At 61.6% G+C, this 21,876-nt stretch carries 21 protein-coding genes, 1 tRNA gene and 1 pseudogene; 11 read left to right on the top strand and 12 right to left on the bottom strand.

Features of this window, described 5'->3' with window-relative positions; genetic code table 11:
- Positions 1 to 297 precede the first annotated feature (297 nt).
- A complete protein-coding gene (locus ACIQUG_RS15320) occupies positions 298 to 1,959 on the top strand; it encodes an electron transfer flavoprotein-ubiquinone oxidoreductase (protein WP_402323058.1) in 1,662 nt (553 codons plus the stop codon).
- Between the two features lie 82 nt (positions 1,960 to 2,041).
- Here the strand turns inward: ACIQUG_RS15320 and ACIQUG_RS15315 are convergent, their stop codons facing one another.
- On the bottom strand, positions 2,042 to 2,947 hold the full coding sequence (locus ACIQUG_RS15315; RefSeq protein ID WP_402323057.1) for an alpha/beta fold hydrolase: 906 nt from the start codon (positions 2,945 to 2,947) through the stop codon (positions 2,042 to 2,044).
- A 91-nt stretch (positions 2,948 to 3,038) separates the two neighbouring features.
- Between ACIQUG_RS15315 and ACIQUG_RS15310 the strand changes: the two genes are divergently transcribed.
- From ACIQUG_RS15310 to ACIQUG_RS15300, 3 genes are all read left to right on the top strand, one after another.
- Positions 3,039 to 3,611 (top strand): CGNR zinc finger domain-containing protein, encoded by a 573-nt coding sequence (locus ACIQUG_RS15310; RefSeq protein ID WP_402323056.1) that lies wholly within the window; start codon positions 3,039 to 3,041, stop codon positions 3,609 to 3,611.
- 231 nt (positions 3,612 to 3,842) lie between these two features.
- Positions 3,843 to 4,841 carry an ABC transporter substrate-binding protein gene (locus tag ACIQUG_RS15305; RefSeq protein WP_402323055.1) on the top strand — a complete coding sequence of 333 codons (999 nt, stop codon included), beginning with the start codon at positions 3,843 to 3,845 and terminating at the stop codon, positions 4,839 to 4,841.
- Between the two features lie 112 nt (positions 4,842 to 4,953).
- Positions 4,954 to 5,841, top strand: coding sequence for a proline/glycine betaine ABC transporter permease (locus ACIQUG_RS15300; RefSeq protein WP_043611179.1), 888 nt, complete (start codon positions 4,954 to 4,956; stop codon positions 5,839 to 5,841).
- A gap of 79 nt (positions 5,842 to 5,920) precedes the next feature.
- Here ACIQUG_RS15300 and ACIQUG_RS15295 read toward each other — a convergent pair whose 3' ends face one another.
- A complete protein-coding gene (locus tag ACIQUG_RS15295) occupies positions 5,921 to 6,829 on the bottom strand; it encodes a DMT family transporter (protein ID WP_402323054.1) in 909 nt (302 codons plus the stop codon).
- A 152-nt stretch (positions 6,830 to 6,981) separates the two neighbouring features.
- Here ACIQUG_RS15295 and ACIQUG_RS15290 point away from each other — a divergent pair, with 152 nt between their 5' ends.
- The gene (locus ACIQUG_RS15290; protein WP_113189672.1) at positions 6,982 to 7,455 is read left to right on the top strand and encodes an Lrp/AsnC family transcriptional regulator; all 474 of its coding nucleotides are present in this window, start codon (positions 6,982 to 6,984) and stop codon (positions 7,453 to 7,455) included.
- A gap of 168 nt (positions 7,456 to 7,623) precedes the next feature.
- Positions 7,624 to 8,547 (top strand): diacylglycerol/lipid kinase family protein, encoded by a 924-nt coding sequence (locus ACIQUG_RS15285; RefSeq protein WP_402323053.1) that lies wholly within the window; start codon positions 7,624 to 7,626, stop codon positions 8,545 to 8,547.
- Here ACIQUG_RS15285 and ACIQUG_RS15280 read toward each other — a convergent pair.
- Positions 8,484 to 10,013: an ArnT family glycosyltransferase gene (locus ACIQUG_RS15280; RefSeq protein ID WP_402323052.1), complete on the bottom strand. Its 1,530-nt coding sequence runs from the start codon at positions 10,011 to 10,013 to the stop codon at positions 8,484 to 8,486. The genes ACIQUG_RS15285 and ACIQUG_RS15280 overlap by 64 nt on opposite strands.
- A complete protein-coding gene (locus ACIQUG_RS15275; protein ID WP_402323051.1) occupies positions 10,006 to 10,983 on the bottom strand; it encodes a glycosyltransferase family 2 protein in 978 nt (325 codons plus the stop codon). The genes ACIQUG_RS15280 and ACIQUG_RS15275 overlap by 8 nt, the downstream gene beginning before the upstream one ends.
- Positions 10,984 to 11,115: 132 nt before the next feature.
- On the opposite strand from ACIQUG_RS15275, the gene ACIQUG_RS15270 reads away from it, so the two are divergent.
- Positions 11,116 to 12,069, top strand: a complete 954-nt coding sequence (locus ACIQUG_RS15270) for a lysylphosphatidylglycerol synthase domain-containing protein (RefSeq protein ID WP_402323050.1) — start codon at positions 11,116 to 11,118, stop codon at positions 12,067 to 12,069.
- Positions 12,070 to 12,112: 43 nt separating this feature from the next.
- Here the strand turns inward: ACIQUG_RS15270 and ACIQUG_RS15265 are convergent, their stop codons facing one another.
- The 5 genes from ACIQUG_RS15265 to ACIQUG_RS15245 all read right to left on the bottom strand — a co-directional run bounded on the left by ACIQUG_RS15265 (position 12,113) and on the right by ACIQUG_RS15245 (position 15,247).
- Positions 12,113 to 13,615, bottom strand: coding sequence for an AMP nucleosidase (locus ACIQUG_RS15265; RefSeq protein WP_043611184.1), 1,503 nt, complete (start codon positions 13,613 to 13,615; stop codon positions 12,113 to 12,115).
- An 83-nt stretch (positions 13,616 to 13,698) separates the two neighbouring features.
- Positions 13,699 to 14,019: a YnfA family protein gene (locus tag ACIQUG_RS15260; protein WP_043611185.1), complete on the bottom strand. Its 321-nt coding sequence runs from the start codon at positions 14,017 to 14,019 to the stop codon at positions 13,699 to 13,701.
- A 145-nt stretch (positions 14,020 to 14,164) separates the two neighbouring features.
- Entirely contained in the window at positions 14,165 to 14,341 is a 177-nt protein-coding gene (locus ACIQUG_RS15255) for a hypothetical protein (RefSeq protein WP_402323756.1), read from the bottom strand.
- 72 nt (positions 14,342 to 14,413) lie between these two features.
- Positions 14,414 to 14,587, bottom strand: a complete 174-nt coding sequence (locus tag ACIQUG_RS15250) for a hypothetical protein (protein ID WP_043611187.1) — start codon at positions 14,585 to 14,587, stop codon at positions 14,414 to 14,416.
- A gap of 318 nt (positions 14,588 to 14,905) precedes the next feature.
- Positions 14,906 to 15,247, bottom strand: a complete 342-nt coding sequence (locus ACIQUG_RS15245; protein ID WP_402323049.1) for a DUF2147 domain-containing protein — start codon at positions 15,245 to 15,247, stop codon at positions 14,906 to 14,908.
- A 594-nt stretch (positions 15,248 to 15,841) separates the two neighbouring features.
- On the opposite strand from ACIQUG_RS15245, the gene ACIQUG_RS15240 reads away from it, so the two are divergent.
- Positions 15,842 to 16,108: a sel1 repeat family protein gene (locus tag ACIQUG_RS15240; RefSeq protein WP_043611192.1), complete on the top strand. Its 267-nt coding sequence runs from the start codon at positions 15,842 to 15,844 to the stop codon at positions 16,106 to 16,108.
- 51 nt (positions 16,109 to 16,159) lie between these two features.
- Here the strand turns inward: ACIQUG_RS15240 and ACIQUG_RS15235 are convergent, their stop codons facing one another.
- From ACIQUG_RS15235 to ACIQUG_RS15225, 3 genes are all read right to left on the bottom strand, one after another.
- Positions 16,160 to 17,275: a pyridoxal phosphate-dependent aminotransferase gene (locus ACIQUG_RS15235; protein WP_402323048.1), complete on the bottom strand. Its 1,116-nt coding sequence runs from the start codon at positions 17,273 to 17,275 to the stop codon at positions 16,160 to 16,162.
- Positions 17,276 to 17,401: 126 nt separating this feature from the next.
- Complete coding sequence (locus ACIQUG_RS15230; RefSeq protein WP_043611195.1) at positions 17,402 to 17,779, bottom strand: PilZ domain-containing protein; 378 nt, start codon at positions 17,777 to 17,779, stop codon at positions 17,402 to 17,404.
- Between the two features lie 201 nt (positions 17,780 to 17,980).
- Entirely contained in the window at positions 17,981 to 18,337 is a 357-nt protein-coding gene (locus ACIQUG_RS15225) for a hypothetical protein (protein WP_402323047.1), read from the bottom strand.
- A gap of 297 nt (positions 18,338 to 18,634) precedes the next feature.
- On the opposite strand from ACIQUG_RS15225, the gene ACIQUG_RS15220 reads away from it, so the two are divergent.
- The 3 genes and pseudogenes from ACIQUG_RS15220 to ACIQUG_RS15210 all read left to right on the top strand — a co-directional run.
- Complete coding sequence (locus ACIQUG_RS15220; RefSeq protein ID WP_402323046.1) at positions 18,635 to 20,854, top strand: caspase family protein; 2,220 nt, start codon at positions 18,635 to 18,637, stop codon at positions 20,852 to 20,854.
- Between the two features lie 189 nt (positions 20,855 to 21,043).
- Positions 21,044 to 21,133 (top strand) — tRNA-Ser (locus tag ACIQUG_RS15215).
- Between the two features lie 562 nt (positions 21,134 to 21,695).
- Positions 21,696 to 21,876 (top strand): annotated as a pseudogene (locus tag ACIQUG_RS15210) (hypothetical protein); the annotation flags it as partial.

The raw sequence follows: 21,876 nt of genomic DNA, 5'->3' as shown, positions 1-21,876 counted from the left end.
GCCGATTGCGAATGGGGTGTGCCAGCGCGTACCGCTGGAAGGGTGCGGCGGCCTCCTCGCACGGCTCTTCGGCAAAAGCAAGGCCGCATGGCCCGTAGCTTTGCTGCGCGACAAATTGATATATTTACGTTTACGTACACGTCATATAGATATTTGCCCTATACTCATGACCTCATGCGCAAAAGCGGGCATCGTCTGTCGCATCCCGGCTCGACAAGCCAAACTGCATTTGCCATGACGGAATGATATGCCCTGGGAACTGAGCCGGCAGAAGACCGGTGAGACTGGAGAGACGGTATGACCGAACAAGACCTGCCCGAACGCGAGAGCATGGAGTTCGACGTTGTGATCGTGGGTGCGGGACCGGCGGGTCTGGCCGCGGCGATCCGGCTGAAGCAGGTCAATCCGGAGCTTTCGGTGGTCGTGCTCGAAAAGGGTGCCGAGGTCGGTGCGCATATTCTGTCCGGCGCCGTCGTCGATCCGATCGGCATCGACCGGCTGCTGCCCGACTGGCGTAAGGACGCCGACCATCCGTTCAAGACCGAAGTGAAGGACGACCACTTCCTGTTTTTGGGACCGGCCGGCTCGATCCGCCTGCCGAACTTTTTGATGCCGCCGCTGATGAACAATCACGGCAATTACATCGTCTCGCTCGGAAACGTCTGTCGCTGGCTGGCGACAAAGGCGGAAGAACTCGGCGTCGAGATCTATCCGGGCTTTGCCGCAACCGAAGTGCTCTACAACGACGAGGGTGCCGTCATCGGTGTCGCCACCGGCGACATGGGCATCGAGCGGAACGGCGAGCCGGGTCCGAACTTCGCCCGCGGCATGGCACTGCTCGGCAAGTACACGCTGATCGGCGAGGGCGTGCGCGGCTCGCTCGCCAAGCAGCTGATCGCCAAGTTCGATCTCTCCAGGGACAGCGACGTCCAGAAGTTCGGCATCGGCCTCAAGGAACTCTGGCAGGTGAAGCCGGAAAACCATCGTCCGGGCCTGGTGCAGCACTCCTTCGGCTGGCCGCTCGGCATGAAGACCGGTGGCGGCTCGTTCCTCTACCATCTCGAAGACAACATGGTCGCCGTCGGCTTCGTCGTGCACCTCAACTACAAGAACCCCTATCTCTTCCCGTTCGAGGAGTTCCAGCGCTTCAAGACGCATCCGGCCATTCGCGGCACCTTCGAGGGCGGCAAGCGGCTTTCCTACGGCGCGCGTGCGATCACCGAGGGCGGCTACCAGTCGGTGCCGAAGCTCTCCTTCCCCGGCGGCGCGCTGATCGGCTGTTCGGCCGGCCTCGTCAACGTGCCGCGCATCAAGGGCAGCCACAATGCGGTGCTTTCAGGCATTCTTGCCGCGGAAAAGCTGGCGGCGGCGATCGAAGCGGGTCGGGCCAATGACGAGCCCATCGAGATCGAACGCGGCTGGCGCGACAGCGCCATCGGCCAGGACCTGAAGCGGGTCCGGAACGTCAAGCCGCTGTGGTCGAAGTTCGGCACGGCGATCGGCGTCGGGCTCGGTGGCTTGGACATGTGGACCAACCAGCTGTTCGGCTTCTCGTTCTTCGGCACGCTGAAGCACGGTAAGACCGATGCGCAGTCGCTCGAGCCGGCCGCCCAGCACCAGAAGATCGACTATCCGAAGCCGGATGGGGTTCTCACCTTCGATCGGCTGTCCTCGGTGTTCCTGTCGAACACCAACCACGAGGAGGACCAGCCGGTCCATCTCAAGGTGAAGGACATGGATCTGCAGAAGCGCTCCGAACACGACATCTATGCCGGCCCGTCGACGCGTTACTGTCCGGCCGGTGTCTACGAGTGGGTGGAGAAGGACGGTCAGGACGTCTTCATCATCAACGCGCAGAACTGCGTGCACTGCAAGACCTGCGACATCAAGGACCCGAATCAGAACATCAACTGGGTGCCGCCCCAAGGCGGCGAAGGTCCGGTCTATCCGAACATGTGATGTTCGGGAGGGTCGTAAGACCTGCGGCCCATTGAGGTTTACAAAGGCGCCGGCGGCCATTGGTCACGGCGCCTTTGTCGTTTCACGCCTTTACCCAGATACGATCGACGAAATCGGCAATCAGCGGCGCAATCTCCGGCAGGTTTTCTTCCAGGGCGAAGTGGCCGGTGTCGAACAGGTGGAGCTCGGCCTCGGGAAGGTCGGTGAGGAAGGCGCGGGCGCCCTTTTCCGTGAAGAAGGGATCGTTGCGTCCCCAGGTGATCAGGGTCGGTGGTTGTTCACGGCGCAGCCACTCCTGCCATTCGCCGTAACGGGCAAGGTTGCTCTTGTAGTCGAAGGCCAGGTCGATTTGCGGCTGGCGGCGGTCCGGGCGATCGAGGAAGTGCTGATCCATGGTCCAGCCATCCGGTGCGATCAGGTCCGGATCCCTCGTCCCGCCGACATATTGCGCGCGGGTCATCTCCAAGGTCAAAAGCTGCCGCACCTGGTCTTCAGCGCCTTCGTCTTCGGGCATGAGCGCAATGAAGTCGCGGGCAATGTCCGAAAGCCCCTCCAAATAGGCATTGCCGTTCTGGACGATCAGCCCGGCAATGCGCTCGGGGCGCCGGCTTGCAAGCCGAAACCCGACGGGGGCGCCGAAATCGAAGGCGTAGAGCACGAAGCGCTTCAGCGCGAGCGCATCGACGAACGCCTCCATCACATCCGCCAGCTTGTCGAAACTATAGGCAAAACTGCCGCCATCGTTCGTCGAGGTCGGCGCGTCACTATGCCCGAAGCCCGGATAGTCAGGTGCGATCAGCCGGTAGTCGCTGCCAAGTGCGTCCATTAGCCGACGGTACTGGTGCGAAGACGAGGGGAAACCGTGCAGCAGCAGGAGCGTCGGGGCGTCGGCCAGCGCTCCGGCCGGCACGCTCTCGCGGTAGAAGACGCGGACGCCTCCGGCCTCGATGAACCGGTGGCGGATCGATGGAATGCTATGCCTGTTCATTTAACACTCCTATTGTCGATATCTATGCATTAGAATTGCGCCGGAAAACCTAATGTGTCAATATCGAAATCATGCATTATGTGAGGGCCGCATGGATCTGGTTCCGTTTGTCGGAGAGCCCCTTGCTCTCGATCTCGTCAACACCCGCCCTTTGACCGCGAGCGGTCGTACCGATCTCCTTGCGGCTGATGGCGGGATGGTGCATTGGCTGGCGTTGGAGAGGGGTCGTCTGCCTGATCTCGCGCTTGCCGGCATCGGTGCGGCCGGCACCGACGATCTCGCGCCAGTCCTTGCCGTCCGTTCGCATGTGGCGTCGGCGATCGCGCATGTAATGGACGGGCAAGCTGTTTCGGCAGCGGACATCGAGGGCCTTAACGCGGCGATGCGGGCGGCACCGGTCGTTCGCCGCCTCGATTGGACCGATCCGCCGCGGCTCGTCAGCGAAAGAACGGCGGAGCCCGTGGTTCAATTGGCCGGTTTCCTCGCCGAGGACGCTGCGGCATTGCTCGCCGGCGCGGACGCCAGGCTGATCCGCAAATGCGAAGCCGAGGATTGCGTCATGCTGTTCGTCGGCAGCAATGCGAGGCGGCGCTGGTGCTCGGCGGTGCGTTGCGGAAACCGGGTGCGTGTGTCGCGCTATTACCGGCGCAGCAAAACGCCCTGACGCGCACTTCGACGATGCGCAAATATTAGGAAAGGCACCCGTTGACGCAAATGGGAAAGTCCTTGCCGGAAAAGCCCGTTAGCTTTCATGGTGTCATCGGCTTGACGCCGACGGATCTGCAGGCCGTTCGGTCCCTGTTGTCTTGAGTTGGACCGAGCCCTGTGACGCTGTCGATCCCCGCGGTGAGATCGGCAGTGCGACGGGATGCACCGCCAAAACAAGGGAACGGAAATGAAGAAGCTTCTTGCAACGACTTGCCTGGCCGCAGGCCTCCTCGGCCTCGCTGGCGCAGCTTCGGCCGCCGAATGCGGCGACGTGACGATCGCCAACATGAACTGGCAGAGCGCCGAGGTGCTGGCGAGTGTCGACAAGATCATCCTGACGGAAGGCTACGGATGCAATGCCGAACTGGTGGTTGGCGACACCGTGCCGACGATCACCTCGATGATCGAAAAGGGACAGCCGGATGTCGCACCGGAAGGCTGGGTCGACCTGCTTCCCGACGTCGTCAATCGCGGTCTTGAGGAAGGCAAGCTCGTCGGCGCGGCGATCGCGCTCTCCGATGGCGCCGTGCAGGGCTGGTGGGTGCCGAAATACATCGTCGACGCCAATCCCGACATCAAGACGATCGATGACGCCCTGAAGCACAAGGAACTGTTCCCGGATCCGGAAGACGCAAGCAAGGGCGCCGTCTTCAACGGCCCGCAGGGCTGGGGCGGCACGGTCGTGACGACGCAGCTCTACAAGGCCTATGGCGGCGAAGCGGCTGGCTTCACGCTGGTCGATACCGGTTCGGCCGCAGGCCTCGATGGCTCGATCGCCAAGGCCTATGAGCGCAAGCAGGGCTGGGTCGGCTACTACTGGGCGCCGACGGCTCTTCTCGGGAAGTACGAGATGGTGAAGCTCGAGCATGGCGTGGCCGCCGATCCGGCCGAATGGAAGCGCTGCAACACCGTCGCCGACTGCCCGGATCCGAAGAAGAACGACTGGCCGAAGGACAAGGTCCAGACGCTCGTGACCAAGGGCTTCGCCGATCGTGCTGGCCCGGCGATGGACTATCTCAACAAGCGCGCCTGGACCAACGATACGGTCAACAAGCTGATGGCCTGGATGACCGACAACCAGGCGAGCGGCGAGGAGGGCGCCAAGCACTTCCTGCAGGAAAACGCCGATATCTGGACCCCGTGGGTTTCGCCCGAGGTTGCCGAAAAGGTGAAGGCCGCGCTCTGATCGCCACGGTCATAGCCAGCGGGCGGCGCAGTCAGATGCGCCGCCTCTTCGTTCGAGGTCCGGCAAAGGCAAAACAACAATCGCGGCCGGCGAAATCTGAAGGGGAAATGGAATGGACTGGTTGACCCAGTTTCCACACATGGATGACGAGAGCCTGAGAGCCTTGAAAAAGGCGATCGACGAGGGATTTCGTGGCTTCACGCGCGCCTATGGCGACGCGATCGAAGGCTTCTTCGAGCCCTTGCAGTTCTTCCTCATCCAGTCGGAGCGCTTCATGACGAAGACGCCCTGGCCGATCATCCTGATCTTGATCGCTTTCATCGCCTGGGTGGCAAGCCGCAACTGGAAGATCGTCGCCGGCTGCATCGGCACGCTGCTTTTGATCGGCTACTTCGACATGTGGGACGACACGATGAAGACGGTCTCGATGATCTTCGTCTGCACCGTGCTGTCGATCGCCATCGGCATCCCGATCGGCATCGTCATGTCCCGTTCGGACCGGTTCCAGAACATCGTCAACCCGATCCTCGACGTCATGCAGACGATGCCGAGTTTCGTCTATCTGATCCCCGTCGTGATGCTGCTCGGCATCGGTAAGGTGCCGGGGCTGATCGCCGTTGTCATTTACGCGATCCCGCCGATGATTCGCCTGACAAACCTTGGCATTCGCCTCGTCGACAAGGACGTGCTGGAGGCGGCAGATGCCTTCGGTTCGTCGGGGTGGCAAAAGCTCAAGAACGTGCAGATGCCGCTCGCCTTGCCGACGATCATGGCCGGCATCAACCAGACGATCATGATGGCGCTGGCCATGGTGGTCATCGCCTCGATGATCGGCGTTCAAGGCCTCGGCCAGCCGGTGCTGAAGGCGATTGCCAACCAGTACTTCACCCTCGGCATCTTCAACGGGATGGCGATCGTCGGCATTGCCATCATCTTTGACCGCGTCAGCCAGGCCTATGGCCATCGGCTGCAGAAGCATCGCGAGATCATCCACGGCTGAGCCTTGGCGATCGCAGGAAATGCAAGGCCCCGGACGCGAACAGCGCCGGGGCCTTGCATTTCGGAAGACTTCCAGGCTCTCAGTTGCGGGCGGAGAGGATGCCGGTCGAAAGTGCGACGCCGGTTGCGGTGACGACGGCCGCGAGGATCTCGAAGGGGCCGATCTGTTCGCCGAGCAGGATGGCGCCGCCGATCATCGCCAGAACCGGTGTCAGCGCCGTGAAGGCGGCAGCCTGCGTGCCGCCGAGGCTCTTCACGGCAAAGCCGTAGGCTACCATGGCGACGAGGCCGGACAGGATGCCCTGGCTGGTGACCTGCAGGGCGATCTCCTGGAGCGGAACGCCGGCGAGGTTGGTTCCGAAGCAGGCGGCGAGTCCCAGATGGATCAGGAACGACCAGATGGCGATCAGGGCGCTTCCCTGTAGCGGGCTGAGGCCGGAGCGGCGGAAGGCATGGGTATAGATCGCCCAGAGGGTGGCAGCCGCCGGGAGCAGCGCGTATCCGCTCCAGCCGGTCGATGCCGCGCTGCCGAGGCTGCGCGTCAGGAGGATGGCGACGCCGGCAAGGATTGCGGCAAAGCCGAGCACGCGCATCCGGTCCGGCCGCTCGCCAAAGATCGTGATGCCGATGAGGGCGGTCGCAAGCGGCATCGAACCTCCGAGCAGGACGCCGACCGAGGAGGCGGGAACGGAGTGGATCGCAAAGGCGGAGACCTGAAAGAATAGGGCGCCCGAACCGGCGACCATAAGAGCCAGCAACAGGACCGGCAGGTTGCGCGGCAGCAGCCCGGTCTTCAGCCAGACCGGGGCTAGCAGCAGCGCCGGCACGCCGTAGCGGATCAGGCCGAGATCGATCGTGCCAAACGCGGTGCCGGCGGAATGGCGGGTCGCCAGTATCCAGCCCGCCCAGATGAGGACGGTTATGAACGCGCCGGCATAGCCGGCGGCGACAGGCGTCGTATTGCCGCGATCGAGAGCGAGCGCAACCATTTGAATTTCCTTCCCGAATTGGATACCTGAGAGGCTTTGGGGTCTGGAAGGAAGATTACGCCCTGACAGCGAGGCATGTCCTTGCGATTTGTGCCCGAAATAGACTACTGTCAGCAACAATGTGCCAATAACAACACCTGAAGTTTGTAAAAATGCCAAGCCTCGATAAATTCGATCTCGCCATCCTTAGAATCCTTCAGGAGGACGCGCGCGCAACGAACGTCGAGATTGCCGAGAAGGTCAATCTTTCGCCGTCGCCCTGCCTGAGGCGCATCCGCAACCTGGAAAAATCCGGCATTCTGCGCGGCTACAGGGCGGACATCGATCGCAAGGAAGCCGGTCTCGGGCTGACGGTCTTCGTCGAAATCAAGGTCGGGCGCCATAGCCGCGAGAGCGCACAGCAGCAACAGGAGGCGCTGCTCGCCATCCCCGAGGTGGTGTCCTGCTTTCTGATCTCCGGCAATGCCGATTTCCTCGCCGAGGTTGTCGTCGAGGATCTGCCCGCCTACGAGAAGCTCCTGACCGAGACGCTGCTGGCCTTGCCCGGCGTCACCGACATCCGGTCCAATTTCGCGATCCGCTCGATCAAGACAGGCGGGCCGCTGAAGCTGCCGGAGCCGCGCTGATCGCTGCGCTGCCGTGGCACTTCGCTTCCGTTGTGCCGGCCGTGATGGAGCGCGTGAAGGGGCCGGCGCTCCCGTTAAGTTTCGGTAAGGTTCTGGAATTGGCCGCAATCGCGCTTATCTGATCGCGGTGAGCCGCATTGCCGCGGCAATGGAGCCGACGAGCCGTTCATGAAAATCAAGGCAATCTTCAATCGCGACGGCGGAACATTCCGCACGACGGACATGGCCGCCTATGGCCAGAAGGTCGAGGAAGTCTTCCAGGCCGCGGGCCACCAGATCGAGATTGCGGCGGTTTCCGGAAGCGAAATGCAAGAGGCGTTGGAGCGGACCTGCCGCCGAGACGACCTCGATGCCATTCTCGCCGGTGGAGGCGACGGCACGATCTCGGCCGCCGCCGGCGTCGCCTGGAAGAACCGAATGCCGCTAGGCGTCGTTCCCGCCGGAACGATGAACCTCTTTGCCCGCACGCTGAAACTGCCGCTCGATATCTGGAAAGTGCCGGAAGTGCTGGCAAATGGAGTGATCATCGACGGTGACATCGGCAGCGCCGATGGCCGCGCCTTCGTGCACCAGTTCTCCATGGGACTGCATGCCCGCATGGTGCGCTACCGCGAATCCTACAGCTTTCGCTCAAGGGCGGGAAAGATCGCGGCCAGCACCCGCGCTGCGGTCGGGGTGATTCTCAACCCTCCGGATTTCGAGATCGAGTTCGACGTCGACGGTCACAAGGAGAGCCGCCATGTATCTGCGGTCTCGGTCTCCAACAATCCGTTCGGCCGCGATACCCTGATGTATGCGGACGACGTGACTGCCGGTCATCTCGGCTTTTACACGGCGCCGCCCCTGGGCCCGCCGGGTGTCGCCAAGCTCGCCCTCGATGTGATGCGTGGAAAATTTCGCGACAGCCCGCTGATCACGGCCATGAACGGCCACGCGCTCGATCTGCATTTCCCGAAGGTCGAGCGCAAGATCAACTGCGTCATTGACGGTGAGCTTCTGCCCATGGGCCGAGACGTCGCGCTTCGCATTCACCCCGGCGAACTCAAGCTGCTCGTCGGCGCGGATCGCGACGGATCGTCGATCCAGAAGTAGCCGAAACTGTAGCGGTCCTCGAGCTTGCCGTGCAGATAAGGCAACGCGAGCTGCTGCGGCTGTATTTGCGCTTCCGGCACGCCGAAGGATTTGAGGACATCGACGAGTGGCGCCGGTGGCGCTGCATCGGCCTTGCCACCATTGGTCCAGACGACAAGAAGCGGCCCGGCCAACTGATCGATCGCCGGGCTGCTGTTGTTGCCAGGCACGTAAACCTTGGCGCCGTGCAGGCGTGTTCGCAGGTTGCCGGCCACCTGCTTGTTGGTGGCCAGAACCATTGTCGGTTCGTGTCCATGCTGCTGAACGACGGTGTCGACGAGGGTGCTGTAGGGAATGCTCAATCTCGAAACCTTGCCGAACCAGGGCCGGACGACGGCGCGGGTCGATACCACGACCAGCGTCGTCACGATGACGAAGCCGATAAGGAGGGCGACGGGCCGGACGCTGCGTGTGGTGTCGACGCCGGACGCCTCGACCTTGAGAGCCAGATAGAGCGGCAACAGGGCGAGGAAGAGGACCAGCCACTTTTCCCGCATATGGGTGGCGCCGGCAACCAGCATGATGACGAGAACGGCGCCGAGACAGAGGACCAGCATGCGCCCGACGACCCGGGCCCAGAGGCTGTCGGCGCGCCAGATCGCAAGCAGGTCCTTGCGAAACACGAGGGCGAAGACGACGAGAATAATGCCTGAGCCGCGAAGCGTCGAGGCAACGAGCGCGACAATCGCCTTGAACGCCTTCGACACGAAACCGGCTTCCTGCCCCGTTCCCATTTCCTTGAAGGTGTTGCTCGACGCGGCGCCGATATTTTGCAGGACCCAGTAGCCGTGCGGCAGGGCAATCAGCGCGCATAAGGCGATTGCGACAAGGATGCGCCAGTCGAACAGCCGGGCGCGAAGTTTCGGCTCGGGCAGGATCGCGACGATCGCGGCGACCGGAACGATCACGAAATTGTACTTTGAAATGACGCCGATCCCGACGGCGACACCTGTCAGTGCATAGGCAAACAGGGTCGGTCGGCTCATGGTCCGCAGGAATGCGTAGAGGAACAGCGAAACGGCAAATAGCGCGGCGACCGTGTGCGAGAGGTCACGCTGGGCAAGCAGGAAGATCGGCGGGAGCGCGAGGACGCCCATTGTCGCAATGGCTGCCAGGCGCCGGCCGCCGAGGACCTCACGGGACGCGAGGCCGAAGAAGAGACAACAGAGGAAAAGCAGACCGTTCTTGAGCACGGTCATCGTGGCCACCGACGGGCCAATCAGCGAGGTCAGCCCGTATTGCAGCCAGTTGTAGAAAGGCGGTTGCGAACCGTAGCCGAGCATCAGGAACTGCGAGACATAGGCCTGCTCGGATTCGTCGATCTCGAGCGATGTCGAGGCGGAAAGCCTGAGTGCGATGCACAGCAGGAAATAGCCCGCAATCAGCGCAAGGACCAGGTTTGGCCGGCGGTTGACGACCTCAAGCATCTGTCTGGTCCCGCACGAAGACCTGCCGGACGATATAGCTCGTCGTGCCGTCGTCGCTGAAATAGGTGCGCGCCATCATCTCCGCGAGAATGCCTGTGGTGATGAGCTGCACCGACGAGAGGAACAACATCACCCCGACGATCAGCATCGGCCGGGTTCCGATATCGTTGCCGAGCACGAACTTGTCGAAGCCGAGATAGAGCAGAATCAGGCCGCTGAGTGCGCCCGCCGCAAGCCCGATCGAACCGAAGAAGTGTCCCGGGCGCGCCTTGTAGCGCATGAAGAACAGCACCGACAGGAGATCGAGAATCACCCGGAAGGTTCTGGAGATCCCGTATTTGGACTGGCCATGCTGCCGCGCGTGGTGGGTAACGGGCATTTCGCCGATGCGGCTGCTCGGCACAACGCCTGCGACCCAGGCGGGGATAAAGCGGTGCATTTCGCCCATCAGCTTCACCTGCTTGATGATCGACGCGCGATAGACCTTCAGGCTGCAGCCATAGTCGTGAAGCCGGACGCCGGTGATCTTGCCGATCAGCCGATTGGCGCACCAGGACGGGATTTTCCGAAGGAACAAGCCATCCTGGCGGTTCTTTCGCCAGCCGACGAGCAGGTCGAGCTGACGCTCCTCGATCGCGGTGACCATCTCGGGAATATCGGCCGGATCGTTCTGCAGGTCGCCGTCGAGCGTGGCGATCAGGCGGCCGGTGGCAGCGTCGATGCCGGCCTGCATGGCTGCCGTCTGTCCGAAGTTCTTCTGCAGTTCAACGATCTTGAGGTCGATGCCGGGATCGGAAAGCGCCTTTCTTGCATTCACGAGCGTTCGATCGGTGCTGCCGTCGTCGACGAGGATCAGTTCCCAAGGGGACGGAAAATTCGTCAGTGCATCGCGGACCCGCGTAATCAGCGGCTGAATGCTGTCTTCTTCGTTGAATACGGGAATGACGACGGATAGCTCTATGGAATGCATGGGAACCGCTCATACATACGGCGCTCGCGCTGCCGCAAGAATTGGACTGTGCTTACATAAACATTTTCTTGCACAGATATCGGTGATAACCAACGTTCAATCTTGCCCTTCAACACGGGAAATCGAGGCCTGATGACATCGGATTGCGAGCCTGACCGGCGATCCTGGCTCGTCCGCAACCGGATGACATTGCTGTCGGCGGGCGCCATTGCAGCCTACGCGGCCTTCGTCGAATGGTTCTGGGGCTGGCCGGCGCTCTTGCGTCAGTGGTCCGAAATCGGCCTTGGTGCCGCGTCTGCGGCCCTCTTGCTGCTCATCGCGACCTACTTCATCCGCTGCTATCGCATCTACGATTACTTCCCGAACGAAACCTCGGGGCGCTTCCTGCCGCTGTTTCGCGTCACCCAGGTCCACAATCTCCTGAACATCATGCTGCCTTTCCGGGCCGGCGAAACCAGCTTTCCGCTGCTGATGCGTTCGGAGTTTTCCGTCCCGCTCGCCAGGGGCACGGCCGCCCTTCTGGTCATGCGCCTGCTCGACCTGCATGCGCTCCTGGTCGTGGCCGTCGTCGGCTTGGTCTTCGGCAGCGGGTCGGTCGCGCTCTGGCTCGTCTGGTTTGCAGCGCTCGTCTCGCCGTTTCTCTTTTTTCTCTTGAAGGACCATGCGATCGCGCTGGCGCGCCGGCTCCTGCCGGCAAAGCTCGAGCCGGTCGTCGAGGAATTGGAGGCGGGCCTGCCGGGCACCGTGGCTTCCTTCCTGCGCGCCTGGGGCATGACCATCCTCAACTGGGCGGTCAAGGTGATCGTGCTCGCCTGGGTGCTGGCGTTCATGGGGGTTACGCCGCTTGCGGCCAGTTTTGGCGGCGCGCTCGGAGGCGAGCTTTCGTCAGTGCTGCCGATGCACGCGCCGGCCGGCGTCGGCACTTATCCGGCGGCAATTGCGGCCGGCGCCGTTTCCTTCGGCGCCCCCGCCGGTCGGGCGGGCCTTGAACTGCTGGCGACCGCCGGCGTCAACGCGCATCTTCTGATCATCGTGTCCGCGGTCGCGGGCACGCTGTTGTCGATGGTTTTGGGGAAACGTCGCTAAAGCGCCATGCCGTGGGGGCAATGTCCTGGCGACGTTCCGGCCTCTACTGGAACGAGGTTTCGTAGAAGCTTCTGAGCTTGCGGGAATGCAGTTTTTCCGGTGGCATCGCCGCGAGCTTCTGCAGCGCCAGGATGCCGATCTTCAAATGCTGGCTGACCTGCGTCTTGTAGAACGCCGTTGCCATGCCCGGCAGCTTCAATTCGCCGTGCAGCGGCTTGTCGGAGACGCACAGCAGCGTTCCATAGGGCACGCGGAAGCGGAAACCGTTGGCGGCGATCGTTGCCGATTCCATGTCGAGCGCAATGGCGCGCGCCTGCGACAGCCGCTTGACCGGGCCGCGCTGGTCGCGAAGCTCCCAGTTGCGGTTGTCGATGGTGGCGACGGTTCCCGTGCGCATGATCTGCTTGAGATCGTAGTCGCGATAACCGGTCACTTCGGCCACAGCGTCCTGCAGCGCCACTTGCACTTCGGCAAGCGCCGGCAGCGGGATCCAGACCGGCAGGTCGTCGTCGAGCACGTGATCCTCACGCATATAGGCATGGGCAAGCACGTAGTCGCCGAGCCGCTGGCTGTTGCGCAAGCCGGCGCAGTGGCCGAGCATCAACCAGACGTGCGGGCGCAGCACGGCGATATGGTCGGTGATCGTCTTGGCGTTGGACGGACCGACGCCGATATTGACCATCGTGATGCCGCCGTGGCCCTTCTTCTTCAGGTGATAGGCCGGCATTTGCGGCAGCCGGGGGAGGGTGAAGTCGGTCTCCGGCTTGCTGGCACCGGCAGGTGTCACGATGTTGCCGGGCTCGACGAAGGCGGTGTAGCCGTTGCCGCCTTCCGCCATCTGCTGCCGAGCCCAGGCGCAGAACTCGTCGACGTAGAACTGGTAGTTGGTGAAAAGCACGAAGTTCTGGAAGTGATTGGCGCTCGTTGCCGTGTAGTGGCTGAGCCGCGCCAGCGAATAGTCGATACGCTGCGCGGTAAACGGCGCGAGCGGCGACGGTTCGCCCGGACCTGGCTCGTAGGAGCCGTTGGCGATTTCGTCGTCCGTGGTCGTCAGGTCGGGTGCATCGAACAGGTCGCGCAAGGGGATGTCGATGGCGTTGGCGGCCGATGCCTCGACATAGGCGCTTTCGCCGAAGGCGAAATGCAGCGGGATCGGAGTGGCCGATTCCGAGACGGTGACGCCAAGGCCGTGATTGCGGGTCAACAGCCCAAGTTGCTCTTTCAGATAGTGCCGGAAGAGTTTTGGCCGGGTGATCGTCGTCGTATAGACGCCGGGCGCACTGACATAACCATAGGAAAGACGGGAATCGACATGGCCGAAGCTGCTCGTCTCGATGCTGACCTGCGGGTAACAGGCGCGATAACGGGTCAGCGGCTTGCCGCCCTTGCCCAGCTCCTCGAACGCGTCGCAGAGGAACCGGGTATTGCGTTCGTAAAGCGCCTCGAGGCAATCGACGGCGGCCGCAGGATCATCGAAATACTGCGGCTCAAAAGGCTCGGGCGTTGCTGTGGAAAGGACGGAGTGTGCAGAGATTCGCTTGTTCATGTCGCATTATAGGCTGCGGCTTCTGACAAGCAAACGACAAGATGGCAGCACCCACAACCGCGAGGCGACTTGGGGTTCGTCGCTCAACGCGGTCCGGCGAGGATGATCGCACTGCCGATCAGCGCGACCGCCATGCCGGTGAGATCCCAGCGGTCCGGCCTGACACCTTCCGCCAGCCAGAGCCAGAGCAGCGACGCGGCGATATAGACGCCGCCATAGGCCGCGTAGGCGCGGCCGGCAGCCTCGCTGTCGATCAATGTGAGCAGCCAGGCAAAGAGCGCCAGCGACACCATGCCGGGAGCGAGCCAGAGGGCAGATTTGTCGAGCTTCAGCCAGGCCCAGAAGGCAAAGCAGCCGGCGATTTCGGCAAGGGCGGCGAGGGCATAGATGAGATAGGCGGGCATCGGTTCGGGTCTGGTGGCCTTGGCTGTGACGAATCCTCTGGAGACCCAAGGATAGGTAAGCGGCGCGCGGATGCGCAAGCCGGCCAAAACAAAAGGGCGCGATGCGCGCCCTCTACAGCTCGTGGTTCCGATCCATAGTGATCCGTCAGGTCATGGCCTGGCGCTGCAGGGTGACGAAGAGGACAAGGCCCGCGCCCTGCTTGCCGATGCCGGTGCCGCTGGCCTTGGAATAGGCGAGCGCCCCGACCGGCGCCATCAGCAGGCTTGCGAGCGTCAGGACGCGCAGCGACAGAAAGGCCGAAGTCGAAAGTGCTGCCAGCATGTTCGTCTCTCCATCAGACCACGAAGTGATCGGTTTCGGTTAGGGCTCTGGAACTTAGCCCGCCTGGCTGCGTTAGAGCTTGGCCTGGCAGTACTGTGCCGTGTGAACGGTGCAATCGGTCAGCGAACCGAGATAGGTATTGCTGCGGCGACGTTCGGTGTCAGCGCTGACCGCGGCGGCAAGAGAGACAGCGAAAACGACCATCAGAAGGCTGATGATGGTGAGGCGCCGAGCGAGGATATCCATGGTTCTGTCCGTTGTTTGGAGGCAGGTTCAAATCGATTGAGTGTGTTTTCGCATACCCAAACTGAATTGATGCTGAGATGTCCGTTCATCTGGCGTTCATCTTCGGTTGCACGTCCATGGAACCAAGAGGTGGCCGACCCCGGCGCTGGTGCCCGGGAGAAACGGGCGGCGTAGGCTCGGGCCATTTCAAAACACCCCTTGAAGGTGCCGCCGAAAAGCCGCTCGGTCCGTCATTTGCGCACATGAAAAAAGGGCAGCCATGGGCTACCCTTCATTGTCTTCGTCATGACTGCGATTTCTGCCGCGCGCTCTATTCTATTAGAGACGGGTCCAGGTCTGCGATTTGCACAGCACCTTCAGCACGCAGCCCTTCATCTTCAGCGAATTGCCGTTAACCGCGCCGGAACCGCTATAGGTCTTGTCGGTATCCGGATCGGTGATTTCGCCCGAATAGCTGCCGTCGGCGCCCGAAAGATTGCCGATGCGCTTGCCGGCGTGCTTGCCGGTCTTCAGCGTGATGCAGAAGGCGCCGCCGCAAGGGGCGATTTCCGCCGTGGCGCCGCTCGCCGTCTTCCAGTTGCCTAAGATCGGTTCCGCCGCCGTGGCCGTTCCGGCAATGCCGAGAGCCAGCGTCGCGGCGATGAGCAATGTGCGTAGCATTCGTGTCCTCCAGATCGAGCCTGCCGGCGTGGTCCGCTCCGCCGACAGCCCTAGATGTCCTCGTATGAAAAGGCAGTCTCCTCACCGCCGCGGGCAAGATAGCTTACGCGCACGTAAAGGTAAACAAGCCGAATCGCGGCTTTCGCCGCTTTTTCCTGGACGGTTTTAAGCGCTGCTTGCGCAAGGAATTGCGCGAACTTTGCGGGCGCCGATCTTTTCGTGGTTAGCGTTTGGTTGAAATCGTCGATTGAATTTTTCGTAAATTTTGAGGCGAATGCGCCGGATTTTCGGCCTTCCGATGTTTAACAAAAACTCAAGTTTACCAAGCGTTTGAACTTTGTTTGTCGCAAATTAAGCATGCATTTTAAGCGCCCATTGAAGCCCGTCAGGCATAGTGAAGCCATAAGACGAGCGGAACGAAACGCTCCGAAAAACCACCGAGGACGACACCGCAAAAAGACGGCGCGCTTCGGAAAGGCCCGCAAAGAGGCAAGGTCGAACAGGGACCAAAACAAGTGCTGATCTGGAGCATGGTCCGCCCCAAACGGGCGGGCCGCTTCGGAAAAACCAACCAGGCAAGACAGGGACACGACAATGGCACGCTTTGATATGCAGATTGCTTCGGATGCCGCGATGGGTGGTGACAACCAGGCGGAAACCTTTTGCGACATGGGTCTGGCCTATGCGACCGGCCACGGACGCCCGGTCGACCTCGTCGCCGCCCACAAGTGGCTGAATATCGCGGCGATCAAGGGTTGCGACCGCGCCGTCGATCTGCGCGCGGACCTGGCGATGACGATGAGCAAGCCGGATCTCGCAGCAGCGCTGCGCGCCGCTCGCGAATGGATGACGGTTCACTGATCGGACGGGCGGCGCCCGACGGCGCCGCAAGCTGGGCCTTGAGAAAAGGCGTCAGGCGAGTTTCTTCAAAACCGCAGGCATGGCTGCTTCGAGCAGGGCCATCTCCGTCTCTGGTCCGGTGCTGATCCGGATGCAGCGATTGAGCGGCGCGACCCCGGGCATCCTTATGAAGATGCCGTGGTCGCTCATCAAGGTATCGACGATCGCGCGGGCATGGACCGCGTCCCGGCCGCAATCGACGGCCACGAAGTTGGTGGCCGAGACGAGCGGCGCAAGGCCATTTTGCGTGGCGATGGCGGCGATACGCTGCCGCGACTCTGCAATCTTGGTCGTCACTTCCTTCAGATACGCCTGGTCCGCAAGCGCTGCGATCGCCGCGGCGACACCGATCCGGTTCATGCCGAAATGGTTGCGGATCTTGTCGAAAGCTTGGGCCGTGCCCGGCGTGCTGATCACATAGCCGACGCGCGAACCCGCAAGCCCGTAGGCCTTCGAGAACGTGCGCGTGCGCACCACGTTCGGCATGTCGATCAGGGCGTCAATCGGCGGCAGCGCATCGGCCGGCGCGGTTTCGCAATAGGCTTCATCCAGAATGAAGAGCGTCGTCTCGGGCAGGGCCTTAGCAAATTCAACAATGCGTTCGGCCGACCACCAGCTTCCCATCGGATTGTCGGGATTGGCGAAATAAACGAGCGGCGCGTTTTCCTGCTTCACAGCTGCCAGCAACCCGGCGAGGTCTTCCCGGTCGCTCGCATAGGGCACGGTGACGAGCCGACCGCCATGGCCGACGACGTGGTAGTTGAAAGTGGGGTAGGCGCCAAGCGAGGTGACGACCGGCATGCCCGGCTCGATCACCATGCGGACGATCTGGCCGAGCAGCCCGTCGATGCCTTCGCCGATCGCGAGATTGGCCGGACTGGTTCCGAGATGGGCTGCGAGCGCCTCTTTCAGATCGTGATTCTCAGGGTCGGCATATTTCCAGGTTCCGCTCGCCGCTTCCCGCATCGCCGAAAGCACGCTCTCGGCCGGACCGAAGCCGCTTTCATTGGCGCCGATGCGCGCCGCGATCGCGCGCCCGCGCTGGCGTTCGATCGCCTCCGGCCCGACGAAGGGGATGGTGGATGGAAGGGATTGGATGAGCGGCGTGAAGCGAGAGAATGCGGACATGCTGAAGATAAGGCCCCGTTCGAATGACGTAGCGGAGAACTTATCGCATGCTTCGTCAAAGCGGAATCGTTGCCGAAAGAAAAGCTGCCGGAATCCGCGGCCTTTCGCCTTGCAGTCGGCGTCGGCCTATCGCCGCGGCTTGGCGTTCTTCACTTGCCCGGTGAAGAATTCCTGTCGGATGATTTCGCGCAGCAAGGTCTGCTCGATCGGCTTGATGAACTGCACGCCGATGCGCTCGCCATTGCGATAGACCTCGGCGCAGCCGATCCGAAGCGACGTGCCGACGATGTGCAGATAATAATGTTGCGGCAGGCCGATATTGGTGTCGACGGCAAAGCTGGCGCCGCCGCGCGATATGTCGATCATCCGGCAGGAGCGGACCGAGACGCTTCCGAGCCCCGGCTGCACGGCAGTCAGCGTGCCCGCATGGCCGATGGAGAAACGCTCGTAGCGCCGCTCGTAAAAAGGCGAGGGGACGCAGGAATACATCGTCTGGTTCTGCATGCGTCTGTCTCCGCCAGTGCCGGGTCGGACGGCGCGATCAACCCCTGACCGCATACCAAGACCCCGGACAATTCATTTGTCCCACATCATTTCGGTGGGCGATTTCCACCGATGCTAGAATCAGTTTTGCAGAAGAAACTTGCAATCCCCTGAAATCGATCACTAAAAATCTAATGTCGGGGCTTGTCTGGATCAAAGGGATCAAAGGCCGCCGCTGGAAAACTGGATGCGGATCAGGCGTCTCAGAAAGTCGGCCGAAAGCAGCATGTTGAACCGCACCCCGAGTTCCGTGCCTTCGCGATGGACCTGCGAACACCCGATTTCCTCTTTGAACCCCTCTATCTCGAGGAAAAAGTGTTTCGGTATCAGGATCGCCGCGTTGAAATCCAGCATCGCGCCGGCAACCGAGATATGGCGCAGCAGGCATTGGTACTTGGTCTTGGCCTTCAGGTGCTGGCCGATGACGAGGATCCGGCACGGCCGCTCGATGAAATAATGCTGATGGGTCGTGGCGAGCTGGCCGGGCTTCCCCTCGGCGACATGCATTTTCATCGACATTGCAAGCTCCGTATCAGCGCAGCCCTTGGCGGATCTGTGGTGTTCTTAACGGACTCACCGTTTCGCCACCGTGATTGAGCTAAGCATGGCGACTTGCTTCGACCTTGTGCCATCGGCAGGCGTCATCGCTAAAATATGGCGTGCGCCGACATTGAAAGCCCCAACCTCATACGTAATACTTTCGTCAGGCAAGACGGGGAGCGCCGATGGCAGCTTCCGAGGGCAATCGGGCGAGGCGTCGTCTGTCGTTGAAGCTGGGCAAGGCGGAAAACGATGGCCGATGCCGGAGGGAATAGCATGGCCTTGGGGCTTTCGCGGCGGTGGCTGCCGCTTTCGATCATCTGTGTGGCGCTGTTCGTGTCGATGCCCGCCGGGGCATGGGCGGCAAAGCGCGTCGCGCTGCTGATCGGTAATGAGAAATATGCAGCGACGTCGCCGCTGAACAATCCCGCCAACGACGTCGAGCTGATGAAGGCTTCCTTCGAGGACGCTGGATTTGATTCGGTGACGACCGTGCACGACGTCGGTCGCCAGGACATGGTCAAGGCGCTGCGCGACTTCGAGGATCTCGCGACCGGTGCCGAGGTTGCGATCGTCTATTATTCCGGCCATGGCATGGAGATGAACGGCGAGAACTTCCTGCTTCCCGTCGACGTGCAACTGAAGACTGACAAGGATGTCGAGGACGAGGCGATCGACCTCGATCGGGTCCAGCGTTCGCTCGAAGGCGCAACCAAGCTCAAGCTGGTGATTCTCGACGCCTGTCGCAACAATCCCTTCGAGCAGAGCATGACGCGCTCGATCTCTACCAGGGCCGTTTCGCGTGGACTGGCGCGCGTCGAACCCGAATCGGCCGATCTTCTCGTCGCTTTCGCTTCGAAGGCCGGCACGGTCGCGCTCGACGGGGAGGGCAAGAACAGCCCCTTCGCCACAGCGCTTGCCAAATATCTGACGGAACCGGGCGTCGATGTCCGCATCGCGCTCGGCAAGGTGCGCGACGAGGTGGTTTCGGTGACCAATCGCGGCCAGGAGCCGTTCGTCTACGGCTCGCTCGGCGGCGCCCAGATCTTTCTGAACATCAAAGAAGTGAACATCACCGTCACTAACAATGGTGGACAGCTGTCGCCGAACAGCCAATCGGAAGCGGCTGCCGACTGGCAGAACATCCGTGATCTCGCAGACAAGGACTTGCTGACCGCCTTCCTGGCCAAGCATGGCTCGGACCCGGTCTATAAGATGCTCGCCGAAAAGAAGCTGAAGCTCCTGAGCGAAGCCGAGCAGACATCGAGCGTGACGCCGGACGAGATTGCCTGGGAAGCATTGAAGCAGTCGACCGATGCGGCGGCGCTGACGCGCTTCATCGAGCGCTACCCTGACAGCAAACACAAGGCAGAGGCCGAGCAGCAGATTGCAGCCCTCGAGCCGCAGAAGGGCCTCAACGTCTCGCCGACCGGCAAGGACACCCAGGCTTCGCGCGACTGCTATCTGCTTGCCGGCGAGCCCCAGTCTATGCCCGGTTTCCTCGGGGTCAACTTCCTGAAACTCGACGCGGAGCGGGCGCTCACTGCCTGCGCTCAGGCGGTCAACGAGAACCCTGACGATATGATGCTCGTCAATATGTTGGGTCGCGCGCAGGACGCCGGGCGCAACTATATCGAGGCGCGGCGCAACTACCGCAAGGCCGCCGACGGCGGCAACATGTATGCCTTAACCAATCTCGCCTGGTTTTCGGTCTACGGGACCGATGGGCCGGTGGATGTCGACGAGGGCAAGCGCATGTTCGACCAGGCGGCCCGCGCCGGCAATGCCTATGGCCAGGCTTCGCTCGGTTGGCTCTACCGCGAGGGCTATGGCGGCATCGCACAGGACTATGCGGAAGCCGCCCGGTGGTATGAACTGGCCGCCAATCAGGGCTACGCCAATGCCATGGCGACGATGGGCTGGTTCTACCGCGAGGGCCTTGGCCTGCCGAAAGACCTCGGACAATCGCTCGCCTGGTACAAGAAAGCAGCCGAAAGCGGCGACGCCAACGCGATGTCGTCGCTCGGCTGGGCCTATCAGAACGGGCTGGGGACCGAGCAGAGCTACCCGGAGGCCAAGGTCTGGTACGAGAAGGCGGCCAATGTGGGCGATTCCTATTCCATGGCGCTGCTCGGCTGGTTCTACGATATCGGCAACGGTGTCGCCCAGGACTATGTGCAGGCGCGCACCTGGTACGAGATGGCGGCCAATGCCGGCAGCGCCTATGCGATGGGCAACCTCAGTCGCCTCTATGATTATGGACTCGGCACCAAGGCGGACGCGAAGGAGGCGGTTCGCTGGGCTGCGGCCAGCGTCGAGGGTGGTGATCCGGCCAAGCTCGATGAACTGAAGAACCAGCCCAACAACTTCACGCCGGCCTTCCGCAAGGAATTGCAGAGCCTCTTGAAGGACCGCGGGTATTATGGTGGCCCGGTCGATGGCGAGTTTGGTGCCGCTACACAACAGGCAATCGAACGGCTCGCGCGCAAATCCTAAGCAGCAGACGACTGCGCCGACATGGAATCACATTGCTGCGTACACGGGCTTTTGCCTAGGGAGCTGACGGCGAACACAACGCGGTGCGGCCGGACTTGCCGATCGGCCCACACGAAAATGCGAGGTTTTCCCGGAAACCGACAAAAAAATCTTGCATTGGCCGCGGAGTGACACTAGTCAGGCGCTAACGGAGAGGTGGCCGAGTGGTCGAAGGCGCTCCCCTGCTAAGGGAGTATACCGGAAACGGTATCGAGGGTTCGAATCCCTTCTTCTCCGCCACTATCCCAAGCAGCCCATATTTCTTGTGCTCCGCCCTTCGAGCGAGCTTCTGGTTCCGGCTATCTCTCGCAGAATTTTACTCATTGTGGTTCGCCGGTCGTGGCGGCAGTTCGCTATGATCGCTTGCGCATTCTTAATGTTGCGCGGTGCTGGTCTTCACAGCGTCCAGAATCACTTGTGCACGGCGTTTCGCGAATCTCTGCGTTGATTCTGGCGATTCCTGGGGCCTCCATCCTTTCTTCACGAAGCGCTTTTTTGGAGCGAATGCTGTTTTAGGCATTCTGCGGGTCATCTGAATCGAAGTTCGCGTCCAGCTTTTCCCCTGTTTTAGGCGGGTTTCTGCCTCTTTCTGAAACAGGCGGCCCCTGACTTCCTTGTGCTAACCCCCCGTCAGCAAAGGGTTTTCTTAATGCTTTGTTAATTTTCTTCGGGGGTCTGCGGCGATTTTGTGTCGTTTCAGCAACAGGGCTCGGCGAAGGGCGATGCAAAGGAGGTGAACTCGCCAGTTGGACGTTGCGCCGGTGATCCGGTCTTGTATTTTCAACTCCGGAAGCAAGGGCGGTTGATCGTCCGACTTCTTGAACGTTGGGGATGGGGCAGGGAAAGCTGTCCTTCAGCAAAATACCCAGACCCGTTTGAAACTTTTGACTGGAGGTCAGAAATGAACATCAAGAGCCTTCTTCTCGGCTCCGCTGCAGCTCTCGCAGCAGTTTCCGGCGCGCAGGCAGCCGACGCAATCGTCG

It is taken from the genome of Ensifer sp. NPDC090286, from assembly GCF_044769565.1.
Taxonomy (GTDB): domain Bacteria; phylum Pseudomonadota; class Alphaproteobacteria; order Rhizobiales; family Rhizobiaceae; genus Ensifer.
Note: the sequence above shows the minus strand (reverse complement) of the source record. Positions and strands in the feature narration are given on the sequence as shown.